This window comes from Streptomyces sp. R-74717, from assembly GCF_047305335.1.
Classification (GTDB): Bacteria; Actinomycetota; Actinomycetes; order Streptomycetales; family Streptomycetaceae; genus Streptomyces; species Streptomyces atratus.
Genome location: NZ_CP102361.1, coordinates 3,329,651 through 3,347,635, shown reverse-complemented (window position 1 = coordinate 3,347,635; position 17,985 = coordinate 3,329,651). Strand labels below are relative to the sequence as shown.

Here is a 17,985-nt window from a genome sequence, read left to right as displayed (position 1 = left end):
GCGGCCCCGACCCGGCCCCGGCCCGGAACAGCCCACTCTACCGGGCCAGGTATCCGGAGGTCAGTGCTCCGCTGCGGACGTGACCAGTTCGGTGAGGACGCCGTGGCAGTCCTTGGGGTGCAGGAAGGTGATCCGGGACCCCATCGAACCGGTCCTGGGCTCGTCGTAGAGCACCCTGACCCCCTTCTCCCGGATGTCCGCCGCGTCGGCGTCGACGTCCGCGGTGCCGAAGGCGATGTGGTGGACACCCTCCCCGTTCTTTGCCAGCCACTTGCCCACGGCCGAGTCCTCCCGGGTCGGCTCCAGCAGCTGGAGGTAGGAAGCACCGCCGTCGGACGTATCGTTGATCTTGAGCATGGCCTCCCGGACGCCCTGCTCCTCGTTGACCTCGGAGTGGAACACCTCGAAACCGTAGGTCGAGCGGTAGAACTCGACGGTCTTGTCGAGGTCGAAACAGGCGATCCCGATGTGGTCGATTCGCGTCAGCATGCAACCAGTGCAGCGCGACACCGATGGTTACGCAACGTGCGCGCGATCACACCCGCTGCCGGATGACGGGCGAGGTACCGCTCAGTACATTCATGTAAACCCTCGTTCACTCCTAATCCCAAGGGGCTGCGCCTCATGTCAGGAACGACCGGTACCACCTCAGTGATCGTCGCGGGCGCGCGTACGCCCATGGGCCGCCTCCTCGGCTCGCTGAAGAGCTTCTCCGGGGCCGATCTCGGCGGCTTCGCCATCAAGGCCGCGCTGGACCGGGCCGGCATCGGCGGCGACCAGGTCGAGTACGTGATCATGGGCCAGGTCCTGCAGGCCGGTGCGGGCCAGATGCCGGCCCGCCAGGCCGCGGTCAAGGCGGGCATCCCGATGAACGTCCCCGCGCTCACCGTCAACAAGGTGTGTCTGTCCGGGCTCGACGCGATCGCGCTCGCCGACCAGTTGATCCGCGCGGGTGAGTTCGACGTCGTCGTCGCCGGTGGCCAGGAGTCCATGACGAACGCCCCGCACCTGCTCCCGAAGTCCCGCGAGGGCTACAAGTACGGCGCGATCGAGATGCTCGACTCGATGGCGTACGACGGTCTGACCGACGCCTACGAGAACATCCCGATGGGTGAATCCACCGAGAAGCACAACACCCACCTCGGCCTGAACCGCGCCGACCAGGACGAGATCGGCGCCCTCTCCCACCAGCGCGCCGCCGCCGCCCAGAAGAACGGCATCTTCGAGGCCGAGATCACCCCGGTCGAGATCCCGCAGCGCAAGGGCGACCCGGTCCTCTTCTCCAAGGACGAGGGCATCCGCCCGGAGACGACCGCGGAGTCCCTCGGCAAGCTGCGCCCGGCCTTCACCAAGGACGGCACGATCACCGCGGGCACCTCCTCGCAGATCTCCGACGGCGCCGCAGCGGTCGTCGTCATGAGCAAGACCAAGGCCGAGGAACTGGGCCTGGACTGGATCGCCGAGATCGGCGCCCACGGCAATGTGGCGGGCCCGGACAACTCGCTCCAGTCGCAGCCGTCCAACGCCATCAAGCACGCCCTGAAGAAGGACGGCCTGGAGGTCGCGGACCTCGACCTCATCGAGATCAACGAGGCGTTCGCCGCAGTCGCCGTCCAGTCGATGAAGGACCTCGGCGTCACCCCGGAAAAGGTGAACGTCAACGGCGGCGCCATCGCGCTGGGTCACCCGATCGGCATGTCCGGCGCCCGTGTGGTGCTGCACCTGGCGCTGGAGCTGAAGCGGCGCGGCGGCGGCACCGGTGCGGCGGCGCTGTGCGGCGGCGGTGGCCAGGGCGACGCGCTGATCATCCGCGTCCCCAAGTAGGAACGGCCCGGGCAAGCAGTACGTAGTACACGTAGAGCACTCAGCGAGTGAACGGAGCGGTGATGGTGGACGTCCCCACCCTGGTCGAGCAGGCCCGTGCGGGCCGGCCGCGGGCCGTGGCCCGGCTCATCTCCCTGGTGGAGGGGGCGTCGCCGCAGCTGCGCGAGGTGATGGCGGCCCTGGCACCGCTGACGGGCAACGCGTACGTCGTCGGCCTGACCGGCTCACCCGGTGTCGGCAAATCGACATCGACGTCGGCGCTGGTCTCGGCGTACCGGCGGGCGGGCAAGCGGGTCGGCGTCCTGGCCGTCGACCCGTCCTCCCCGTTCTCCGGCGGGGCGCTCCTCGGCGACCGGGTCCGGATGTCGGAGCACGCCTCCGACCCGGGCGTCTACATCCGCTCCATGGCCACCCGCGGACATCTGGGCGGTCTCGCCTGGTCGGCACCGCAGGCGATCCGGGTGCTGGACGCTGCGGGCTGCGAAGTGATCCTGGTGGAGACGGTGGGCGTCGGCCAGTCGGAGGTGGAGATCGCCTCCCAGGCCGACACCTCCGTCGTCCTGCTGGCGCCCGGCATGGGTGACGGCATCCAGGCAGCGAAGGCCGGAATCCTGGAGATCGGCGATGTATACGTCGTCAACAAGGCCGACCGGGACGGCGCGGACGCCACCGCGCGCGAGCTCAACCACATGCTGGGCCTCGGCGAGTCCCGCGGTCCCGGCGACTGGCGGCCGCCGATCGTGAAGACGGTCGCCGCCCGGGGCGAGGGCATCGACGAGGTCGTCGAGGCGCTGGAGAAGCACCGGGCGTGGATGGAGGAGCACGGAGTGCTCGCGGAGCGGCGCATGGCCCGTGCGGCCCACGAGGTCGAGACGATCGCCGTCACGCGGCTGCGTGAGCGCATCGGCGATCTGCACGGCGACCGCCACATCGGCGCGCTCGCCGAACGCATCGTGGCGGGGAGCCTCGACCCCTACGCGGCGGCGGACGAGCTCGTGGCAGGACTCACCGGGGCCTGATCCCGTCCGGACGGGTCCGGGAGTGGCGTGCGGGCCGCTTCCGGGACCGCCCGGCGCCAGTGCGGACCGTCGCGCCACGCATCCTCGTCCCTGACCGCTGAAGATGCGTCAGTTGTGGTCCGGGGGCGTGCTTTCCGTGCTGACCGGCGCTGCGACCGGTGATGTGTCCGTGGCAGGATTACGGCCGGATACGTGAAGTGAGTGTCCGGCGTTTCATGCGTACCGACGGGGGGAGTGGCGCATGCTGGGTCCGCTGCGGGAGGACTCGCCCAGACGGATCGGTCCCTACGGGATACGGGCCCGGCTCGGCGTGGGTGGCATGGGAGAGGTCTTCCTCGGTACCCGGGACGGAGGCGGCGAACCGGTCGCCGTCAAGACGGTCCGCCGCGACGTGGCCCAGGACCCCGGCTTCCTGGGCCGCTTCCGCCGGGAGATCACCGTCGCCCGGTCCGTCGTCGGCCCCCATCTCGCCCCGCTGCTCGACGGGGACGCCGACGCCGAAGTGCCCTGGCTCGCCACCGGATACGTGGCCGGACCGACTCTGTCCGCCGCCGTCCGCAGGGCGGGCGCGATGGACGAGGCCGAGGTACGGATGCTCGGCGCCGGACTGGCCCGCGCCCTGGCGGCCGTCCACGCGGCAGGGATCGTCCACCGCGATGTGAAGCCCGGCAATGTGATGCTCGCGTCGGACGGTCCGCGGCTCATCGACTTCGGCATCGCCCGGGATGCCGGCGCGACCCCGCTCACCACCACCAGTCGCATGGTCGGCAGCCCCGCCTTCATGTCCCCGGAGCATGTGGCGGGCAGCGGACGCGTCGTCCCCGCCTCCGATGTGTTCTGCCTCGCCTCCGTGCTCTGTTACGCGGCCACCGGACGCGACCCCTTCGGGGACGGCCCGGTCGCCGCCGTGCTCTACCGGGTCAAGTACGTCGAGGCCGATCTCGACGATGTGCCCGAGGCGCTCCGTGCCGTCCTCGAGGACTGCCTGGTCGCCGACCCTGCCTCCCGCCCCACCGTTGCGGAACTCGCACAGCGGCTCACCCCCGACGCGGCCGCACGGTGGCCGGAACCGGTGGTGCAGCACATCGCCGAGTACGAGCGCGAACTGGCCCGGGTCATGGCGCTGGGCGGCCCGCTGCTGCCCGGGTACACACCAACCGAAGCGGCCACCGGAAGCCATGCCGCACCCCACCAACTGCCCCCCCAGGGAACCGACTTCACCCCGGGCCTGCACATCGCACCCACCCAGGGCCCCGGCCTCGCACAGCCGCCGCGCCGCTCCCGCCGCGCCCTGGGCGCGGCCCTCGCGGCGCTGATCGTGCTGGGTGCGGCCACCGGGGGCATCCTGGCCTGGCGCAACAACCGCGACACCCCCAACGAGGCTTCTCCCGGCGGCGGTTCGCCCGCAGCCGCCAAGATCGTGGCCGGTGTGGACGAGAACGGCGGCCCGGACGGCTCGGGCACTGTCCCGTACGGACGCGAGGTCCGGCCGACGGGGTGGAAGAAGTCCTGGACGGGCAAGTTTTCCGGGGCCCCGATCGGTTGTGCCGCAGGCCGTGATGTGGTGGTCTGCCGACTGGTCGACGGTACGTACGAGGCGGTGTCGGCGGCCGACGGTCGCCGGATGTGGACGCTCGACACCGGACAGAGTTCGAACAGGGCGGGCTGGGGCCCCCGTAACCAGTTCTTCATGCCGGCCAGTGCCACCCGGCCCACCGTGTACGACGACACCGTGCTGCTTGCCGCGGGCGGACGGCTGCAGTCGGTGGACGCCCGTACCGGCACGGTCCGTTGGGAGACCCGGTCGGGTGGAGCGCACAATCTGGACAGTGCGCCGGTCGTCGTCGACGGCCTGGTCTTCGCCGCGACCACATCGACGCCTGAGGACGCAGCGCTCGCCGCGTACGACCTGAAGACCGGCGCCCGCAAGTGGCAGAAGCCGCTGACCCCGCAGGACATCTCCAACGCCCAGAACGGCAACTTCTGGCCGGTCGCCACCGACGGCAAGGTGGTGTACGCAGTTGGCGAAGAAGCACCGAAGGCGTTCCGGCCGAAGGACGGCTCATTGCTGGGCACGGCCGGAGGCGAGGCCGTGCAAGCTTCCGGGGACGGGACGAATTCGGGGTGCGGGTCGCTCCGGGTGCGTGGCCGCTACGCCTTCTGCGACGCCTACGTCTCCAACGACGCCCCGTCCGGTTTCGGCGACGACGTGGCCGTGCTGCGGTTCGCAGCCGGGACGCTCCAGACGCAGGGGCGGGTGCCGGTGGACTCCTCGCTCGTCGCCGGCGCGTCGCTGACGGCACTCGGCGACCGGGTGATCACGCTGCGGCGGAGCAGTGAGCACGAGTCGGGTGTGCCGGACGAGATCGTCGTCGTGGGCCGCGACGGCGGCCGGGCACTCGGCCGGTTCCCGCTCGGCGGGAAGGCGGCACAGGGCATGAGCAACCCGGTCTCCAACCCCATGATCGTCGCGGACACGGTGGTGTGGGCGGACAGCACGAAGCTGTACACGGTCCCGATCCGCCCCGACGGCACCCTGGGCTCACTCACCAGGACCCGGATTCCGGGCGCTCCGGGCCCGACCAGGACACCGACGTACGACTCCGTCACCAACGGCGTCGATCTGGAGCAGGAACTGCTCGACCCGCAGGTGCTGCCGGTCGGCGGTGTCGTGCATGTCGTGTACGACGACGGCACCGCGGTTTCGGTGCCGCTGCCCAAGTGAACCGTCGGACGATGAAGGGGGCCGCGCAGTGATCGAGCCGCTTCCGGCAGGCCGGGCCCGGTTGATCGGCCCCTACCAGCTGCTCGGGCTGCTGGGCGCGGGCGGCATGGGCGAGGTGTACCTGGCCCGGCCGGCCGGTGCGCGGGACACCCTCGCCGGGCTGGTCGCGCTGAAGACCGTGCGCCCGGATCTCGACCTCGACGACGGCTTCCGCATTCGCTTCCGCCGTGAGATCGACGCGGCGGGTGCCGTACGCAGTCCGTACACGGCGGCCCTCGTCGGCGGCGATGCGAGCGGCCGGCTGCCCTGGCTGGCGACCGAGTACGTCCCCGGCCCCTCGCTCGCCGAGGCGGTGACCCGAGGCGGGCCGATGCCCGAGCAGGTCGTACGGGAGATGGGCGCCGACCTCGCCCGCGCGCTCGCCGACATGCACGCCGTACGCGTACTCCACCGCGACCTCAAGCCCGGCAACGTGCTGCTCGGCACCGACGGGCCGAAGGTGATCGACTTCGGGATCGCGCAGGCTTTCGACGCCACCCAGCTGACCCGGACCGGTGTCGTGGTGGGCAGCCCCGGCTACATCTCGCCCGAGCACGTCAACGGCTCACGGTCGCTCGTACCGGCGTCGGACGTGTTCTGCCTCGGTGCGGTGCTCGCCTTCGCGGCGACCGGGCGGGGGCCGTTCGACGACTCCGACATGGCGGCCGTGATCTTCCGGATCGCCCAGGGCGAGGCCGAGCTGTCCGGCGTGCCGACGCAGTTGCGTGTGGTGATCGAGGAGTGCCTGCGCAGCGACGCCGCTGCCCGGCCGACCCCTCAACAGCTGGCCGACATGCTGCTGTCGGGAGACCGGGCGGGCGTGGCGGCCGGTGGACCGTTCCCCTGGATGGAGGCGATACAGGGGCAGCTCGCCGCGCACGCGGCGGGCGCGCGCGCCGTCGTGGCGGCGGCTGCGCCGTCGGCTGCCGCACCACCGGTCCCGTCCGGTGCCCCACACCCCGGCGGGCCCGCCCTCGCTCCGACACCCGTCGTGCCCGTGTCCGTGTCCGGCGACGGCAAGGGCAACAAGGGACTGTGGATCGGGCTAGCGGCAGCGGCCACGGCGGTGTGCGTGGTGCTGGGGGCGGTGCTGCTGCCGGGACTCTTCAAGGGGGACGGCGGGGGCGACGACAACGCGGGCGGTGGCGCGCGACCGACCGCCTCGGCTGCGGACTCCGTGCGGACCGAGGCAGGACCCGCAGTTGTGCCCGACGCCGACGCCGGCCGTACCGGGGATTTCGGTGCCGCCGCCGCGGACGTCTCCAAGAAACCGGCGGGCTGGAAGGCATGGAAGGCCAAGATCGCGGACGGTCCGGTGGAGTGCGTACTCGCGGGTGCGTCCTTGGTCTGCGGCGGCCCGCAGCGCATCACCGTGCTGGACGCCGCGAACGGCAGGCGCAAGTGGCAGACACCGCCGGGAAAGACGGCCGCCGGCCCCGCATCGGTGGCCGCGGTCCTCGGCACCACCGTGTACGCCTTCGAGGACGGTGCCCTGGTGGCGCTCGGTCTGGCCGACGGTGCGGAGAAGTGGCGGGAGCCGCTGCCCGGCGGTACCCGGGTGGCCGACTCCGTCCAGTCGGGCGGAGTTCTGTACTACGTCACGAGGGCCACCGGCACGGGTGCGGACCGGATCCTTGCCCACCAACTCACCGTCAAGCACTCCCGCAAGTGGGACAAGCCGTGGGACGACCCGGCCCCCGAAGCCGAACTGCTCCTCGCCGAGGGCCGGCTCGTCGCGGCCGGCGACGGCGTCACCGTCCTCAGGAGTGCGGACGGCGCACGGCTGGGAGCCATCGGTGCCGGTGACATCACCTGCCGTACGCCGGTCCTGAAGGGCAAGGAACTCCTCTGCGCGGGCTCGAACGGACTGACGGTCGTCGATGTGACGGCCCCGCAGAACCGACGGCCGATCGCCGCCGGCGTGGACATCGCCTACCGGCCCGCAGTGTCACGTGACGGCAAGGTCGTGGTGAGCAGCCGGACGCGGGTGTACGCGTTCGGCCTGGCCGACGGGAGGCAGTACTGGGCGACGTACGACGGCGGCGAGGGGCTGGATGTCGCGGGCCGGTTGGCCGTGGCCGGTGACAACGCCGTTGTCGTGGGCGGGTACGGGCTCAACGCCTTCGCCATGGCCTCCACAGGGGAGGCGGACGACACGGGCTCGCGCCTGCCCACCGAGTGGCCCGGCGAGCCGGGAGACCCGCTCGACCCGGCATCGATCTCGTTCGTCGGTCGGGGCGACGCGGTGTTCCTGAGCTTCGGCGACGGGACGGTCATCTCCGTCTACGAACCCTGACGGTCCGCCGGGAGGCGCCCTCAGTCGTCGTCCCCGTGGTCGTCGTCCCCGTCGTCCGACCGGTCCGCCGTCACCTTGCCCGTGCTCGCGTCGACGTTCAGCTCGTGCTGCCTGCCGTCCTTGCCCTGGACGTCGACCTCCCAGTGCAGCGCCCCGCCGCTCCGGCCGTCGCTGTCGTCCAGGTCGATCGACGTCACGGTCCCGGGGTTCGCCTTCAGCGCGGCGTCGACCGCCGCGTCCAGCGACACGGGGGCCGACCGGGGGGCGTGCCGGTCGCGGTCGTCGTCATCGTCGGAGACGTGCTTGCCGAGCACCTTGCCGTTGCCCGCGTCCACCGTCACGTCGTGCCAGACCTTGTCGGAGCCGTACACATCGAGCTCCCAGACGAGTCTGCCGTCCTCGTCGTCCAGCTCGGCCTCGGTGACCGTGCCGGGGACTGCCTTGACGGCGGCCGTGATCGCGTCTCCCACGGCGACACGGGCGGTGTCACCGCTCGTCGCGCTGCTCCGGGGCTCGCGGTCGTGGCTGTCGTCGTCCGCGAAGGCGACCGCTGTGGCGGCTCCGCCGCCGACGAGCACGGCCGTGGTGACCGCGGCGATGACGATCTTGCGCTTCATGAGGGTTCCTCCCTGATCGGGTGGCCGGTTTCGACAAGGTCCACACTGCCCGGGTGATGCTGAACGCAGCCTGAAGCCACCTGAAGCCGTCTTCAGGTTCCGTTTGCGACCCTGTGCGTATGCGCCTGTTGATCGTGGAGGACGAGAAGCGGCTGGCGATGTCCCTGGCCGGGGGACTCACCGCCGAGGGCTTCGCCGTGGATGTCGTGCACGACGGTCTCGAAGGGCTGCACCGGGCCGCCGAGGGGGCGTACGACCTCGTCGTCCTCGACATCATGCTGCCCGGGATGAACGGCTACCGGGTCTGTGCCGCCCTGCGCGCCGCCGGCCATGAGATGCCGATCCTGATGCTGACGGCGAAGGACGGGGAGTACGACGAGGCGGAGGGCCTCGACACCGGGGCCGACGACTACCTGACCAAGCCCTTCTCGTACGTCGTGCTGGTGGCCAGGATCCGGGCGCTGCTGCGGCGCCGGGGCGGCGGTTCCGGCTCGCCGGTGGTCACCGTCGGCTCCCTGCGCATGGACACCGCCGCTCGCCGGGTGCACCTCGGTCCGGCCGAAATCACCCTCACCACCAAGGAGTTCGCGGTGCTGGAACAACTTGCGTTGCGGTCCGGGCAGGTGGTGAGCAAGGCGGACATCCTCGAACACGTCTGGGACTTCGCCTACGACGGCGACCCGAACATCGTCGAGGTGTACGTCAGCGCGCTGCGGCGCAAGCTCGGCGCGGCCGCCATCCGTACGGTGCGCGGCGCCGGATACCGGCTGGAGGCGCTGTGAGATCGGTACGGGCCAGGGCCGCACTCGGTGCCACGGTCGTGGTCGCGGTCGCCCTCGTCGGCGCCGGGCTCGCCGTACTCCTCGTCCTGCGCGCCAACCTCACCGACCAGGCGGGGCTGCAGGCGGAGGTGGTGGCCCGTGAGGTGGCCGGGCAGCTGGCCCTCGATGTGCCGTACGACCGGCTGGAGATGCGCGAGGAGGAGGACCATCCGGTCCAGGTGACCGACGAGGACGGGCGCGTGGTGGCTGTCTCCAAGGACCTGGAGGCGATCTCCGGCACCGGCACGGATCAGGTCACGCCGGCCCCGTCACCGGCCGCGGGAAGCTCCACCGGGTCCGGCGACGACGGAAGGGACGACGACGGACGCGGTGACGACGACGGCGACGACAACGGCGGTCACAGCATCCCCGGCCGGGGTGAAGTCGACTCCGGTGAACCGGACTTCAGCAACGGCACCGCCACCGTCGACGGGGACACGGCCGACTACCGCTTCGCGTCGGTCCGGGCGACCACATCGGCCGGGGTGACCCTGACCGTCCACGCGGGAGCCCCGCTGGCCGCCGAGCAGGAGGCCGTGGGCACTGTGCGCGGGGCGATGCTGATCGGGCTGCCGGTGCTGCTGCTCGTCGTCGCCGGGGTCACCTGGCTGGTGACCCGGCGGGCGCTGCGCCCGGTCGAGGGAATCCGGCGCGAGATGGCCGCGATCACCGCGTCCGAGGATCTGAGCCGACGGGTGCCCGAGCCCGGTTCGCGGGACGAGATCGCCCGGCTGGCCCGTACCACCAACGAGACCCTGACGGCCCTTGGGGCATCGGTGGACCGGCAGCGGCGCTTCGTGGCGGACGCCTCGCACGAACTGCGCAGCCCGATCGCCTCCCTGCGCACCCAGTTGGAGGTGGGTGCCGCGCATCCGGAGCTGCTGGACGTGCCGGGCGCCGTCGCCGACACCGTACGGTTGCAGGCGCTGGCGGCCGATCTGCTGCTGCTGGCCCGGCTGGACGCGGGGGAGCGGCCGGGGCGTACGACGCTGGATCTGGGCGCGCTGGTCCATGAGGAGGTCTCGCAGCGCACGGGCGACCGGATTCCGGTGGCGGTGTCCGTGCCGGACTCCGGTGTGTTCGAAGTGGCCGGTTCGCGCGGGCAGTTGGCGCGGGTGATCGGCAATCTGCTGGACAACGCCGAGCGTCATGCGGAGCGCGCGGTGGCGGTCTCGCTGCGTGCGCAGCGGGGCGGCGTGGTCGTCGCGGTCACCGACGACGGGGCGGGGGTGCCGCCGGACGAGCGCGAGCGGATCTTCGAACGTTTCGTACGCCTCGACGACGCCCGTACGCGGGACGAGGGCGGCGCCGGTCTCGGCCTGGCCATCGCCCGTGACGTCGCGGCCCGGCACGGCGGCCGGCTGACGGTGGACGGTGCGCCGGAGGGCGGCGCACGGTTCGCGCTGTGGCTGCCGAGCGCCGGTTGAACACCGCTCCCGCCGCGCAGGTCACACCTTGCCGCGGCGCCCCCGCAGGTGATCCGCGACCGGTGCCAGTGCCGCGTGGAGGTCCGCCAGTGCCTCCGGCGTCAACAGGTCCATGAAGTGCTTGCGCACCGACGCCACGTGGTGGGGCGCCACCTTCCGCATCGTCTCCGCACCCTCATCGGTGAGGACCGCGAACAGTCCGCGCCGGTCCGACTCGCAGTTCTCCCTGCGGACCAGTCCCGCGCTCTCCATGCGGGTGATCTGGTGCGAGAGCCTGCTCTTGGACTGCAGCGTCGCGGCGGCGAGGTCGCTCATCCGCAGGCGCTGGTCGTCCGACTCCGAGAGGTTGACCAGGATCTCGTAGTCGTTGTTGGTCAGGCCGAACGGCTGGAGATCCTTCTCCAGCTGGTGCATCAGCAGCCTGCTGACGTCCAGGTGGGTGCGCCAGGCGCACTGCTCCGCGTCGTTCAGCCAGCGAGTGGCCGTCTCGGTCTCCATGTATGGATTCTACCTAAGAAGTTGAAAGCCGGACGAAGGTGGGGGAGTGTGACGCCCGGCACCGGTCCGTGGACGGGCCCGGGTGCGAGGTGCGGACGTTCGACGTCACACTCCGCAGACTACCGTTCACAAACCGAAGCGGCGTTGGAGGTCCCCGAGCTGACCGGGCAGACGGGGTGCGGAGCCAGGTTGACCCGCACCACCCGGCACCCCGGCCTGCGCCGGCGTCGCCCCCGTCGGCTGCTCGGGCATCAGGATCTCGGTCGACTGGAGCAGCACCGTACCCGCCCCGACGAACTCGAACTGGTGCTCCTCGCCCGACGTCCCGCCGATCCCGGTCAGCGACCTGAGCCCGCCCATCACGCCCGTCATATAACCGTGGTCGTAGTGGTGGCACGGCGAGGGGCAGTCCGCCCAGCCCACCAGCGCCTGCGGATCGACCCGCAGCGGCGGCTCCATGAAGACCACCGGACCGTTGGACGCGGCCACGAACTTTCCCGTACCGATCAGTGTCAGAAAGCCCGGCACGATGGACTGCTTGAGTGCCAGGGTCGGCTGGTACGCGAGGAGGTTGCCGGACCGGATCGTAAGGTTCCCGTCCTCCAGGTCGTACGAGTTCACGTCGAAGGCGCGGTCGGCGAGGAGCATCTTGCCGCTGCCTTCGGCCACCACCCAGTCGCTCGCGTGCAGCGGCGAGTGGAAGCTCGTACGGATCAGCCGCTCGAAGCGGCCGTGGCCGATGCCGTTGAACTCGATCCGCCCGTAATAGGCGATCATCTTGCCCTTCTGCAGGAACCACTGGCTCCCCTTGAGCTCCACGCAGAAGGTGTACGAGTTGACGTTGTCGTCCGACGGCAGCGTCATCGGGTCGAAGACCACGGGCGTGCTCACAGCTTCTCCTCCGAGGCCTGGACGTACACCGCGCCACTGCCGCTCAGCTCCAGCTGGAACGCCTCCCCGGAGCCGCGCCCCACCATGTCGCGCCAGCCGAGCGCGGTGGAGAGCTTGTTGCGTACGTCGCCGTGGTGGGCGACATACGCCTGCGGGTCCACATGCACCTCGCGGCCCGGCGTGATCGGCAGCTCGATCACCCCGCCGTGCGCCATCACCGCGACCGCGCCATGACCCTTGAGGGTGGTGGTGAACAGGCCCTGCCCGGTCACCTGGCCGCGCACCATGCCCATCACCCCGCCCTGCGAACCCATGAACATCGTGCCCTGCTGCAGCGTCCCGTCGAAGGCGAGCAGCCGGTCGGCCTCCACGTAAAGGGTGTCGCCGGACAGGTTGATGACCTGGATGTGGTGGCCGCCGTGGCCGAACATCACTGTGCCGCTGCCTTCGACGGTCATCAGCGGCGTCGCCTCATTGGCCACCCGGCGGCCGATCATCGACATGACGCCCCCCTGGCCGCCCTGGATGTTCGGGGTGAACGACACCTCGCCGCGGTAGGCGAGCATCGCGCCGCGCTGGCTGTACATCTTCTGGCCGGGGAGCACCGTCGCCTCGACCATCTTCGAATTGATCTCACGGAACGGCATCAGACATCGCCCCCGATGGTGTTCCGCTCACTCGGCTGCACGTAGACGAGTCCCTCGCCCTCGAACCGGATCTGGAAGGACTCGCCCGAGCCCTCGCCCATCAGCGTCCGGAAGTTCACCCCGGACTGGAAGTGCTGTTGCAGATTGCCCTGATGCGCGACGTAGGCGCCGGGGTCGACGAACAACGGGTACTGGGCCGAGACCCGCAGCGCCACGGCCGAACCGTCCGACAGGATCGCCACCTGCCCGGTGCCCTCGACGGTGGTGGTGAACAGGCCGTTGCCCGTCGCCCCGCCGCGCAGGCCGGTGAAGGCGGTTCCGGTGCGCAGCCCGGCGTCGGTGCAGAGCAGGTTGCTCGCCTCGACATGGAGCTTGTCGCCGTGCAGCGAGACGAGGCTGATCTCGCTCGCGCGGTCGGCGAAGTAACAGGTGCCCTGCCCGGTCACCTCCATCACGGTCATCTGCTCGCCGGTCAGCCGGCGGGTCACCATGCCGCGCAGGCCGTCGCCGCCGCCGGTCATCTTCTTGAACGTCATCCGGCCGTCGTACGCGACCATCGAGCCGTTCTTCGCCTTGACGGCGTCGCCGGCCAGGTCGACGGCGAGCGTTCTGCTGCCTTGGAGTCGGAACATTGCCACGGATCGACGGTATCGGCAGGACCCCGGCCGGGACAGGGCCTTGGGGAGGAACCGGCACCCTGAACCGCCCCTGATACGCATCCGGTACGGGACCCGTACGTGATCGGGACGTATCCCGCACGGGGATACGAGGAACGGACCGGGGCCCGGCGGCGGCACGTGACCGGACACATACGGCCCCCGGCGCCGAGCGCCGCCCGTGCCGATGCCACAATGGGTTGCGCTTGTGCCTGTATTCACAAGCTGTCACGATCCTCCCACCGAAGGTGCCCTCGTGGACATCAAGACCGCTACCGCCCTGCACCGGCTGCGCCTCATCTCGATTCCCGAGGCGCTCTCCTTCCCTGCGCTGATCATCTTTGGCTCGATTCTCAGCCGGGTCTCCGACATCGACTTCCTGATGATGCCGCTCGGCATCATCCACGGTGTGCTCTTCGTGATCTACGCCGTCCTGCTGCTCGACGTCTGGTCCAAGACCAAGTGGCCGCTGAAGCGCGTCGCGTTCTTCTTCCTGCTCGCGCTGCTGCCGTTCGGCGGGCTGTACGGCGACAAGGCGCTCAAGCGCTACGAGGCCGACGGCGTCATCGCCGCCCGCGCCCGCCGGGAAGGCGTGGTCAGCGCGTGATCGTCGCGTTCTCGGTCAGCCCGCTGGGCGTCGGTGAGGACGTCGGCGAGTACGTCGCCGACGCCGTCCGGGTCGTCCGCGAATCCGGGCTGCCCAACCGCACGGACGCCATGTTCACCTCCATCGAGGGTGAGTGGGACGAGGTCATGGACGTCGTCAAGCGGGCCGTCGCCGCCGTCGAGGCCCGCGCCGGACGCGTCTCCCTCGTGCTGAAGGCCGACATCCGCCCCGGTGTCACCGACGGCCTGACCTCCAAGGTCGAGACGGTCGAGCGGTACCTCGCGGACTGACGCCCCGTCCGGTCCCGTGACCCGACGAGCCCCCGGTCCCATTCGGCCGGGGGCTCGTCCGGTCCCGTCACTCCTGCGGGCGGTGTTCCGGCACGGCCAGGGCGATCCCGAGCGGCGTCCGCTCGTACAGCACCTGATGTCCGTACCGGCGCGAGGTGAGCAGCCCCGCCGCGCGCAGCACGGACAGATGCTCCGACACGGAGGAGAGCGCGAGGCCCAGCCGGTGCGCGAGGGTGCTCGTCCCGGCCGGTTCGTCGAGCGCGCACAGAACATCGGCCCGCGCCCGCCCGAGCAGCCGCGCGAGCGTCTGTGGAGTGCGGTCCGCGGGGGCCGTCCACAGACTGCCGATCCCGCGCGCCGGGTAGATCACCGCGGGCTGCCAGGGCGGCTCGTACCCGCTGACCACATTCGGCCAGGCGAAGACGCTCGGCATCAGGACGAGGCCTTGCCCGCCGAGCACCCGGGAGTGCCGGCCCTTCATCCCGATCAGCGAGAGCGTCGAGTCCGTCCAGCTCAGCTGGGGGCTCAGCTCGCCGAGCAGCCGGGCGAAACCGACCTCGGCGAGCCGGCGCGAGTGGTACGCGATATCCGCCTCCAGCAGCGCGCGCAGCCGCGGCCAGTCCGGCTCGACCAGCACCTGCCAGGCCTGCTCCATCAATGCGGCCAGCTCACGCAGCGTCCGCGCGGGATCGGCGAGCACCGCCCGTCCGGCGGGGGAGTCCAGCGCCCCCGGCTGGTCGGCGAGCGTCAGCGCCAGATCCTCATGGATGAGCGACGGATCGATGGCGCGTACGCCGGTGATCTCCTCCTCGAACGAGGCATAGGGCCCGATCGGGGGCGGGCAGAGGAAGTCCGGGTTGTGCCCGCTCTCCGGCATCAGCAGCCACAGCGGTCCGAGGTCGAGACCTGCGGCGGCGCTCCGGACGCGCCTCAGCCAGGTTTGGTGGTAGCCGTGCTGCCCGGGGCGCAGAAGGGTGCGCACCGCGGCCTGCGTCTCCCAGAGCGGGGAGACGGCGAACCGGCAGCGGAGCAGATCCTTCTCTTCGAAATGCAGATGGAACGGCATCGGCGGCCCCCGCGAAGATTCGGCGTCAGCCGAAAGTCTACGGAGCGGGGGCCCCGGTCCTTCAAGCTGCGGCCATGCCGAGCTACAGCCCCACCCCGGAGGACGGCTCCCGCGACGCGACGGACACCTCGACCGGTCCCGCGGCCCCTTCGCCCCACGACCCGTCAGCCGCGCCCCGCGCCGCGCGCGCCCGTCCGGCCGGACCGGTGCCGACCTCGGCTCCGCCCCCGGAGCGCGCCGACCCCATTGACCCGAACCCGTCGCCCGCGCTCCGGGCCGCGGCTCCCGCTGCGGACGTACTGCCTGACGACCCCGCCCCCGGCAGGCCCCGCGGCTACCGCGCCGTCTTCGCCGTGCGGGAGTTCCGGGCCGTCTTCGCCGCGCATCTGCTCTCCCTCCTCGGCGTCGTCGTCAGCGAGCTCGCCCTCACCGTCCTCGTCTACGACCTCACCGGCTCACCGCTGCTCAGCGCCCTCACCTTCGCGCTCGGCTTTCTCCCTTACCTCGTCGGCGGCACCCTCTTCGCCGGCGTCGCCGACCGCTACCCGGCCCGCCGGGTCCTCGTCACCTGCGATCTGATCTGTGCGGGCTGCGTCGCCGTCATGGTGCTGCCCGGCACCCCGGTCGGCGGCCTCCTCGCGCTGCGCTGTCTCGTCGCCTCCGTGTCGCCCGTCTTCACCGGGACGCGGATGGCCGCGCTCACCGACATCCTCGGCGAGGGCGACCTCTACGTACTGGGCCGGTCGCTGCTGCGGATCGTCTCGCAGAGCGCACTGCTGACCGGTTTCGGTGTCGGCGGTGTGCTGCTTGCCGCGCTGTCCGCACGCGGGGCGATCACCATCACCGTCGGTACGTTCCTCTGCTCGGCGGCCCTGCTCCGCCTCGGCACCCGCGACCGGCCCGCCAGGACCGGCGGTGACCGCGGCGGCGCCCTGTTCAAGGAGTCGCTCGCCGGCGCCCGCATCGTTCTGGCCGACCGGAGGATCCGTGCGCTGATGCTGCTCTTCTGGGTGCCCGCGCTGTTCGTCGTCGCACCGGAGGCGCTCGCCGCCCCGTACGCGGACGAGACCGGCCTCGGCCCGGCTGCCCTCGGGCTTCTGATGTGCGCGATGCCGGTCGGCCACATCGCCGCCGAGTTGTACGCGGGAGCCGTGCTGACCCCCCGTGTCCGCTCCCGGATCGTGCTGCCGGTGGCCGCCGCCGGGCTGCTTCCGCTCGGCCTGTACGGGTTCCGTCCCGGTCTGCCGCTGACGCTTGCGGCACTCGCTCTGGCCGGGGTGGGTGCGGCGTACATCATCGGCCTCGACCAGTGGTTCGTCGACGCCCTCCCGGAAGAACTCCGCGGCCGGGCCATGACCCTGCTCACCGCCGGACTGATGACGCTCCAGGGCATCGGCATGGCGCTGGCCGGGCTGGCCGCCGAATTCGTCCCCGTGCATCTGGTGGTCGCGGGGTCCGGGGTGATCGGTACGGTGTGCACGCTCCTGCTGGTCCGCGAAGTCAAGGCGACAGCGCCCGCACGCGGTCTTCGGACCGAAGTTCGAGACGGGGCTGACCAGCATATGACCAGTGGGTAAGGTCGGTGCCGTGCCGAAGCCGCTCAGTCTCCCCTTCGATCCCATCGCCCGCGCCGACGAACTCTGGCAGCAGCGCTGGGGCCCGGTGCCCTCGATGGGGGCGATCACCTCGATCATGCGCGCGCAGCAGATCCTGCTCGCCGAGGTCGACGCGGTCGTCAAACCGTACGGCCTGACCTTCGCGCGGTACGAGGCGCTGGTGCTGCTCACCTTCTCCAAGGCCGGTGAGCTGCCGATGTCCAAGATCGGTGAGCGGCTCATGGTCCACCCCACCTCCGTCACGAACACGGTGGACCGGCTGGTGCGCTCCGGCCTGGTCGCCAAGCGCCCCAACCCGAACGACGGCCGCGGAACCCTCGCCTCCATCACCGACAAGGGCCGCGAGGTCGTCGAGGCGGCAACCAAGGACCTGGTCGACATGGAGTTCGGGCTAGGGGTGTACGACGCCGAGGAGTGCGCGGAGATCTTCGCCATGCTGCGGCCGTTGCGGATCGCGGCCAAGGATTTCGAAGAGGCATAGGACGACATTTCGAGGGCCCGGCCCGCTGCAAGATCGCCCCGGGTGTCCGGTTACGCTCGATGCCATGAAACGCAGTGTGCTGACCCGGTACCGGGTGATGGCCTACGTCACCGCAGTCATGTTGCTGGTGCTCTGCACCTGCATGGTCTTCAAGTACGGCTTCGAGATGGGCAAGGATCTGACGCTCGTCGTCTCCCAGATCCATGGCGTGCTCTACATCATCTACCTCATCTTCGCCTTCGACCTGGGCTCCAAGGCGAAGTGGCCGGTGGGCAAGCTGCTCTGGGTGCTGATCTCCGGCACGATCCCGACGGCCGCGTTCTTCGTCGAGCGCAAGGTCGTCCGCGAGGTCGAGCCGCTGGTCGCCGACGGTTCTCCGGCCGCCGTCGAGGTCTGAGCCGCCCGGGCGATCCCGGCCCGCCCCGCACCACCCGAACCGCCCCGTGCGAAGCACCGGGCGGTTTG

The 17,985-nt window shown here is 70.9% G+C and carries 18 protein-coding genes; 11 read left to right on the top strand and 7 right to left on the bottom strand.

What is annotated here, in order from left to right; genetic code table 11:
- Positions 1 to 60 precede the first annotated feature (60 nt).
- Positions 61 to 489 (bottom strand): methylmalonyl-CoA epimerase, encoded by a 429-nt coding sequence (gene mce, locus NRF20_RS14985; RefSeq protein ID WP_266357886.1) that lies wholly within the window; start codon positions 487 to 489, stop codon positions 61 to 63.
- 135 nt (positions 490 to 624) lie between these two features.
- Here mce and NRF20_RS14980 point away from each other — a divergent pair, with 135 nt between their 5' ends.
- From NRF20_RS14980 to NRF20_RS14965, 4 genes are all read left to right on the top strand, one after another.
- The gene (locus tag NRF20_RS14980) at positions 625 to 1,824 is read left to right on the top strand and encodes an acetyl-CoA C-acetyltransferase (protein ID WP_398633726.1); all 1,200 of its coding nucleotides are present in this window, start codon (positions 625 to 627) and stop codon (positions 1,822 to 1,824) included.
- A gap of 62 nt (positions 1,825 to 1,886) precedes the next feature.
- On the top strand, positions 1,887 to 2,843 hold the full coding sequence (meaB, locus tag NRF20_RS14975; RefSeq protein WP_266357882.1) for a methylmalonyl Co-A mutase-associated GTPase MeaB: 957 nt from the start codon (positions 1,887 to 1,889) through the stop codon (positions 2,841 to 2,843).
- A 241-nt stretch (positions 2,844 to 3,084) separates the two neighbouring features.
- Positions 3,085 to 5,568 (top strand): protein kinase domain-containing protein, encoded by a 2,484-nt coding sequence (locus NRF20_RS14970; RefSeq protein WP_413752730.1) that lies wholly within the window; start codon positions 3,085 to 3,087, stop codon positions 5,566 to 5,568.
- Positions 5,569 to 5,596: 28 nt separating this feature from the next.
- Positions 5,597 to 7,903 (top strand): protein kinase domain-containing protein, encoded by a 2,307-nt coding sequence (locus NRF20_RS14965; protein ID WP_413752729.1) that lies wholly within the window; start codon positions 5,597 to 5,599, stop codon positions 7,901 to 7,903.
- A gap of 20 nt (positions 7,904 to 7,923) precedes the next feature.
- Here the strand turns inward: NRF20_RS14965 and NRF20_RS14960 are convergent, their stop codons facing one another.
- On the bottom strand, positions 7,924 to 8,520 hold the full coding sequence (locus NRF20_RS14960) for a PepSY domain-containing protein (RefSeq protein WP_413752728.1): 597 nt from the start codon (positions 8,518 to 8,520) through the stop codon (positions 7,924 to 7,926).
- A 119-nt stretch (positions 8,521 to 8,639) separates the two neighbouring features.
- Here NRF20_RS14960 and NRF20_RS14955 point away from each other — a divergent pair, with 119 nt between their 5' ends.
- Both NRF20_RS14955 and NRF20_RS14950 read left to right on the top strand, forming a co-directional pair.
- On the top strand, positions 8,640 to 9,302 hold the full coding sequence (locus NRF20_RS14955; protein ID WP_398633730.1) for a response regulator transcription factor: 663 nt from the start codon (positions 8,640 to 8,642) through the stop codon (positions 9,300 to 9,302).
- Positions 9,299 to 10,768 (top strand): sensor histidine kinase, encoded by a 1,470-nt coding sequence (locus tag NRF20_RS14950; protein WP_413752727.1) that lies wholly within the window; start codon positions 9,299 to 9,301, stop codon positions 10,766 to 10,768. Before NRF20_RS14955 ends, NRF20_RS14950 begins: the two co-directional genes overlap by 4 nt.
- A gap of 21 nt (positions 10,769 to 10,789) precedes the next feature.
- Here NRF20_RS14950 and NRF20_RS14945 read toward each other — a convergent pair whose 3' ends face one another.
- The 4 genes from NRF20_RS14945 to NRF20_RS14930 all read right to left on the bottom strand — a co-directional run bounded on the left by NRF20_RS14945 (position 10,790) and on the right by NRF20_RS14930 (position 13,436).
- Positions 10,790 to 11,266 (bottom strand): MarR family winged helix-turn-helix transcriptional regulator, encoded by a 477-nt coding sequence (locus NRF20_RS14945; RefSeq protein ID WP_266357875.1) that lies wholly within the window; start codon positions 11,264 to 11,266, stop codon positions 10,790 to 10,792.
- A gap of 126 nt (positions 11,267 to 11,392) precedes the next feature.
- Complete coding sequence (locus NRF20_RS14940; protein WP_093898561.1) at positions 11,393 to 12,157, bottom strand: AIM24 family protein; 765 nt, start codon at positions 12,155 to 12,157, stop codon at positions 11,393 to 11,395.
- On the bottom strand, positions 12,154 to 12,804 hold the full coding sequence (locus NRF20_RS14935; protein WP_351256246.1) for an AIM24 family protein: 651 nt from the start codon (positions 12,802 to 12,804) through the stop codon (positions 12,154 to 12,156). Before NRF20_RS14935 ends, NRF20_RS14940 begins: the two co-directional genes overlap by 4 nt.
- Complete coding sequence (locus NRF20_RS14930; RefSeq protein ID WP_398633744.1) at positions 12,804 to 13,436, bottom strand: AIM24 family protein; 633 nt, start codon at positions 13,434 to 13,436, stop codon at positions 12,804 to 12,806. The genes NRF20_RS14935 and NRF20_RS14930 overlap by 1 nt, the downstream gene beginning before the upstream one ends.
- A gap of 280 nt (positions 13,437 to 13,716) precedes the next feature.
- Here NRF20_RS14930 and NRF20_RS14925 point away from each other — a divergent pair, with 280 nt between their 5' ends.
- Positions 13,717 to 14,067, top strand: a complete 351-nt coding sequence (locus NRF20_RS14925) for a DUF3817 domain-containing protein (protein ID WP_398633732.1) — start codon at positions 13,717 to 13,719, stop codon at positions 14,065 to 14,067.
- Positions 14,064 to 14,357: an MTH1187 family thiamine-binding protein gene (locus NRF20_RS14920; protein ID WP_030971479.1), complete on the top strand. Its 294-nt coding sequence runs from the start codon at positions 14,064 to 14,066 to the stop codon at positions 14,355 to 14,357. Before NRF20_RS14925 ends, NRF20_RS14920 begins: the two co-directional genes overlap by 4 nt.
- Positions 14,358 to 14,424: 67 nt before the next feature.
- Here the strand turns inward: NRF20_RS14920 and NRF20_RS14915 are convergent, their stop codons facing one another.
- Positions 14,425 to 15,423 (bottom strand): DUF5937 family protein, encoded by a 999-nt coding sequence (locus tag NRF20_RS14915; protein ID WP_413752726.1) that lies wholly within the window; start codon positions 15,421 to 15,423, stop codon positions 14,425 to 14,427.
- A gap of 74 nt (positions 15,424 to 15,497) precedes the next feature.
- On the opposite strand from NRF20_RS14915, the gene NRF20_RS14910 reads away from it, so the two are divergent.
- The 3 genes from NRF20_RS14910 (at position 15,498) to NRF20_RS14900 (ending at position 17,917) form a co-directional block, all read left to right on the top strand.
- Positions 15,498 to 17,000, top strand: a complete 1,503-nt coding sequence (locus tag NRF20_RS14910; protein ID WP_398633734.1) for an MFS transporter — start codon at positions 15,498 to 15,500, stop codon at positions 16,998 to 17,000.
- A gap of 10 nt (positions 17,001 to 17,010) precedes the next feature.
- On the top strand, positions 17,011 to 17,520 hold the full coding sequence (locus tag NRF20_RS14905) for a MarR family winged helix-turn-helix transcriptional regulator (RefSeq protein WP_114249309.1): 510 nt from the start codon (positions 17,011 to 17,013) through the stop codon (positions 17,518 to 17,520).
- Positions 17,521 to 17,584: 64 nt separating this feature from the next.
- Complete coding sequence (locus NRF20_RS14900; protein WP_398633735.1) at positions 17,585 to 17,917, top strand: DUF3817 domain-containing protein; 333 nt, start codon at positions 17,585 to 17,587, stop codon at positions 17,915 to 17,917.
- Positions 17,918 to 17,985 lie beyond the last annotated feature (68 nt).